The 4,838-nt window shown below is 69.2% G+C and carries 5 protein-coding genes; 2 read left to right on the plus strand and 3 right to left on the minus strand.

Features of this window, described 5'->3' with window-relative positions:
- A partial coding sequence (locus AC08OV_RS16965; protein ID WP_476619927.1) for a patatin-like protein occupies positions 1-961 on the minus strand: 961 nt, incomplete at its 3' end.
- A gap of 194 nt (positions 962-1,155) precedes the next feature.
- Here AC08OV_RS16965 and AC08OV_RS16970 point away from each other — a divergent pair.
- Together AC08OV_RS16970 and AC08OV_RS16975 are read left to right on the plus strand one after the other, a co-directional pair.
- Positions 1,156-3,000 carry an acyl-CoA dehydrogenase gene (locus AC08OV_RS16970; RefSeq protein WP_476613642.1) on the plus strand — a complete coding sequence of 615 codons (1,845 nt, stop codon included), beginning with the start codon at positions 1,156-1,158 and terminating at the stop codon, positions 2,998-3,000.
- A gap of 63 nt (positions 3,001-3,063) precedes the next feature.
- A complete protein-coding gene (locus tag AC08OV_RS16975; RefSeq protein ID WP_476613643.1) occupies positions 3,064-3,450 on the plus strand; it encodes a hypothetical protein in 387 nt (128 codons plus the stop codon).
- 121 nt (positions 3,451-3,571) lie between these two features.
- On the opposite strand, the gene AC08OV_RS16980 is transcribed toward AC08OV_RS16975, so the two are convergent.
- Both AC08OV_RS16980 and AC08OV_RS16985 read right to left on the minus strand, forming a co-directional pair.
- Entirely contained in the window at positions 3,572-3,808 is a 237-nt protein-coding gene (locus AC08OV_RS16980) for a hypothetical protein (protein WP_011434531.1), read from the minus strand.
- 130 nt (positions 3,809-3,938) lie between these two features.
- Positions 3,939-4,838 (minus strand): dihydrolipoamide acetyltransferase family protein (locus AC08OV_RS16985; RefSeq protein ID WP_476619928.1); only part of this gene is annotated, 900 nt, incomplete at its 5' end.

Consider the following 4,838-nt stretch of genomic DNA (forward strand, 5'->3'; position numbering starts at 1 on the left):
GGGCGGGCGGTGTGGGCGGCACGGGTGGCATGGACCGTGTGGGCGTCCTGGTCGGTGCCACCGGATTCATCGATGCCGCCGGATCCGTCATCGGTACCGGCATCCGCGGCGAGGGCACGACGTAGGTGAGCACGCGACGGACCTGGCGCTCGGCGGGCCGGTCGAAGATGGCCGCCAGCGCCGGTCCGATCGGGCGGTTGACCAGAATCCCGCCGTCCGAGGCGTGGAATCCGCGGGAGGCGTTGACGTAGCGGGCCATGTCCGGGTGCGCGGCATCGACGGCGTGCCCCACCGGCACGTAGGCCGGCTCGAAGGCGCCCGGAAAGGCGGAACTGGCCCGTGCGGCCAGGGCGAGACGGGGGACCGCGCCAGGGTCGGTCAGGTCCTGCGTGCCGAAGGCGAACAGGCCCCGGTGGTCAACGTCGCGCATGGTGCCGCCGAGTGAGTCGGCGTGCTCGGCGACCTCGCCGCGCAGGATCGTCGTGGTGATGAAGACCGATGTCGGGCGGTCCGCGCCGGCCCGGTTGGGGCGGGCCGTCTCCCCCACCGCTGCCAGGGCGGTGTGCAGCGCGGGCAGCACGGCGGTGTCCCCGCGCAGTAGCGAGGGATACGTCTTTTCGTGGGGGGTGCGCATGAGCGCGTCAAGCGAGCCGAGGGACAGCCACAGGTCCCGCAGCGGGGTGAGATCGGCGTGGTGGGTGTTCGCGTAGCCCAGCATGGCGGCGTTGATGCCACCGGCCGAGGTGCCGGCGAGTACGTCCACACTGACCTCGACGTCGAGGATGGCTGCCAGCCGGGCGTAACGGGCGGCGACGGCAGCGTCCGCTTCGTCGGCCCGGTCACGGTCCGGGCTGGTCGCAAGGTTGATCTCGGTGGCGACCCCGCCCATCCAGACGGCGAGGCTCGCGCCACCGGTCATGACGACCGCGAGCCGTACCTCCTGGGTGGCCGGGTCGCGCATGAGTGGCAAGAGTAGACGTGCCCGGCCTCGGGTCTTCCCCGTTTGTCGGAGAAAAGTTGGATCGCGACGACTTCTTCCCAGCCGCCGCTCTTGTCAACGGGTTACTCGTGAGTAGCATGGGAACAACGTACTCACGAGTAGCTAGCCGGCATCGGCTGATCACGATGTCCGGCGGTCCCGGGAAGGAGCCGTTGATGGGCCACTACCGGAGCAATCTGCGAGACATCGAGTTCAACCTGTTCGAGGTGTTCGGGATCGATCGCACGCTCGGCACCGGTCCCTTCGGGGAGATGGACGCCGAGACCGCGCGCGAGGTGCTGGCCGAGCTCGACCACCTCGCCTCCGGACCCGTTGCCGAGTCCTTCACCGACGCCGACCGTCATCCGCCGACCCTGGATCCGGCGACCGGATCGGTGACCCTGCCGGAGTCGTTCAAGAAGTCCTACCAGGCCGTTCTGGACGGTGAGTGGTGGCGGCTCTACCTTCCGCCGCACCTGGGCGGACTGGGTGCGTCCCCGACCGTCGCGTGGGCGGCCTCGGAGCTGCTGCTCGGAGCGAACCCGGCCATCTTCATGTACATGGCCGGCCCGACGTTCGCAGCGATCCTGCACCGGCTCGGCAACGAATGGCAGCGCCAGCTCGCCGAGTTCGCCATTGAACGGCACTGGGGCGCGACGATGGTGCTCACCGAGCCGGACGCGGGTTCCGACGTCGGGGCCGGTCGTACCAGGGCGATCGAGCAGCCCGACGGCACCTGGCACATCGAGGGCGTGAAGCGGTTCATCACCAATGGGGACTGGGATGTCCCGGAGAACATCATCCATCTCGTGCTCGCCCGGCCGGAGGGGCACGGCCCGGGGACCAAGGGTCTGTCGATGTTCGTGGTGCCGAAGTTCATGCCCGATCCGCGGACCGGCGCGCCCGGCGCCCGCAACGGCGTCTACGTGACGAACATCGAGAAAAAGATGGGCCTGAAGGTCTCCGCCACCTGCGAGCTGCGGTTCGGTGAGCGGGCGCCGGCGGTCGGCTGGCTGGTCGGTGACGTCCACGAGGGCATCGCCCAGATGTTCCAGGTGATCGAGTACGCCCGGATGATGGTGGGCAGCAAGGCCATCGCCACGCTGTCCACCGGATATCTCAACGCGCTCGAGTTCGCCCGCACCCGCGTCCAGGGTGCGGACCTGGCCCGCGCGTCGGACAAGACGGCACCGCGTGTCACGATCATCCACCACCCGGATGTCCGCCGGATGCTGATGATGCAGAAGGTGTATGCGGAGGGCATGCGTTCGCTGATGCTCTACACCGCGACGTTCCAGGACCGGGTTGCGCTGGCCGGCGAGCGGGGGGAGGCCGACGAGCTCGCCGAACGCATCAACGACCTGCTGCTCCCGATCGTCAAGGGGGTCGGCTCCGAACGGTCCTACGAGCTGCTCGCCTCGTCACTGCAGATCCTCGGTGGTTCCGGGTACCTGCAGGACTATCCGATCGAGCAGTACATCCGCGATGCCAAGATCGACACTCTCTACGAGGGCACCACGTCGATCCAGGGCCAGGACTTGTTTTTCCGGAAGATCGTCCGGGACCAGGGGCAGGCGCTGACCTCCGTACTGGGCGAGATCCAGACGTTCGTGAAGGGGGAGGCCGGCAACGGCGCGCTGCGGGCGGAGCGGGAGGCGTTGGGGGTGGCTCTCGATGACGTCCAGAGCATGGTGAATTCGCTGGTCGGGTTCCTCACCGGCGCCGCCGAGGATGCCGCCGCGATCTACAAGGTCGGCCTGAATACGACGAGGCTGCTGATGAGCCTCGGCGACCTGATCATCGGATGGCTGCTCCTGCGCGGCGCCGAGGTAGCCCTGCGAACCCAGGATTCTCCGGCATCCGCCGGGGCCCGGTCCGCTCGGGACGCCGCCTTTTACCAGGGCAAGGTGGCCGCCGCGCGCTGGTTCGCGGCCAATGTGCTACCGGAGTTGACGGCGCGCCGGGTAGCGCTGGAGTCCACCGGCCTCGGGCTTATGGAACTGCCGGAGGAGGCGTTCTGATGTTGCCGGGGCGGGGTTGCGTTCTTGTCGCGGCAGGGTATATGGACCGGTATGGGAATCCCGTTGAGTCTTTTACTCTTGGCCCTCGGCGCCATCCTCGCCTTCGCGGTCCGCTCCGAACCGTCCGGGCTCGACATCACGGCCGTGGGCATCATCCTGATGTGCGTCAGCGCCATTGGGCTCGGCCTCACCCTGTACCGCGACCAGTGGCGCAGAAAGATCGTCGAAGAGTCGGTCGAGAACGGCGTGCCCGCGCTCATGCCGCTCGATGACGGCATCATCGTCGACCCGTCCGCCCCGTTCGAGGCCCCGCACCGGCGCGAGCTGGGACTGGCCCCCGAGGAGGATCGTCGGCTGAACCCCTCACGCCACCCGGCGGCGACCTCCGGTGACGGGCAGCCGGCCATCCACGTGCACGTCGAAGGGGACCACCCCGTGTCGCCTCACTGAACCGTGCTCCTTCACCGGTCCGGCTGCCCACCGCCCGGTCCGGTTCCCAGGGCGGTCCGTGGGGACGGACCAGGGAACCGGACCGGGCGCTCGTCCGCGGGGTCGAGCCGGGATGGTCGGTTCAGGAGGTGCGTAGCGGCGGGAACGCCTGATCGAGCTCGTTGCGCATGTCCCGCTTGAGGATGTCGTCGGCGTCCGAGGAGGACTGACCCTCGAGTAGGAACCGAGCCACTCGTAGGGTGAGGTCGACCCGCTCAGCCAGGTTGAGCGTGCCGGTGAACCGGCCGCTGGAGTTGGCGGAGGTCAGAACCTTGGCGACGAACTCGTCCGCGGCCTGCAGTGCCTCCACTCGCGTCATGGTTCCACCTCTTTGTGCCGGAAGCCGGTCAGAGGCGCAACCGTACCAGGGAGCGGAATCTGGGCTGTTGTGTGCCCCTCTTGCGTGCAGTGTGCCCGTTTGTGGTCAACTGGTGGATCCGATGAGCCGATCAGGACCAGGCGAGTGCCACCGTGGGATCAGTGAGGACGGCACCCACGTCGGCGAGGACCGCGGAGCCCAGCGCGCCGTCGACGATGCGATGGTCGAACGAGAGCGCCAGCTGTACCACCGTACGCACGGTGAGCTGACCCTCGTGCACCCAGGGCATCGGTCGGATCGAGCCCAGGGCGAGGATCGCCGCTTCGCCCGGGTTCAGGATCGGGGTGCCGATGTCCACGCCGAGGACGCCGACGTTGGTGATGGTGATCGTGCCGCCGCGCAGATCCGCGGGGCTGAGCCGGTCCGCCCTCGCCGCGGTGGTGAGGCCGGCCAGGGCGTGAGCCAGCCCGACGACGTCGAGCCGGCCGGCGTCCGGGATGGTGGGCACGACGAGCCCACGCGGGCCCGCCACGGCGATGCCGAGGTTCACCCGGTCGTACACATGTATCTCCGGCCGGCCACCGTTCCCCGGCCGGCCACTGTTCCCCGGCCGGCCACCGTTCTCCGGCCGGCCACCGCCCGCGTCCTCGACCCAGGATGAGTTGATCATCGGGTGTCGGCGAACGGCGATGAGCAGGGCTCTGGCGACGAACAGCAATGGGGTGATCTTGATCCCGGTGAACTCCGGCAGCGCCGCGATCCGGTCCCGGGCGGTCATCGTCGCCGTCGCGTCGACGGTGAGGAACTCGGTGACGTGCGGGGCGGCCGAGACGCTGGTGACCATCGCCTGCGCCATCGATCGCCGGATGCCGGTGACAGGCACGTGCCAGGTACGCGTCTCGGTGGAGAAGGTGGCCCCGGCGGGGACGACGCCGATCGGCGGGGCATCGCGCGTGGGTGGCGCCGCGAGGGGCGCGGTACGGGCGGTGGCACGCACTGCGGCCTCGACGTCGGCCCGGCTGATCGTGCC

This window comes from Frankia sp. CeTa3Moorea (assembly GCF_978021225.1).

What these genes read in the sequence shown, in the direction of transcription:
- AC08OV_RS16980 (WP_011434531.1), bottom strand. Translation starts at nt 3,808, where the DNA reads ATGACGCGAGTGGAGGCACTGCAGGCCGCGGACGAGTTCGTCGCCAAG.
- AC08OV_RS16970 (WP_476613642.1), top strand. Translation starts at nt 1,156, where the DNA reads ATGGGCCACTACCGGAGCAATCTGCGAGACATCGAGTTCAACCTGTTC.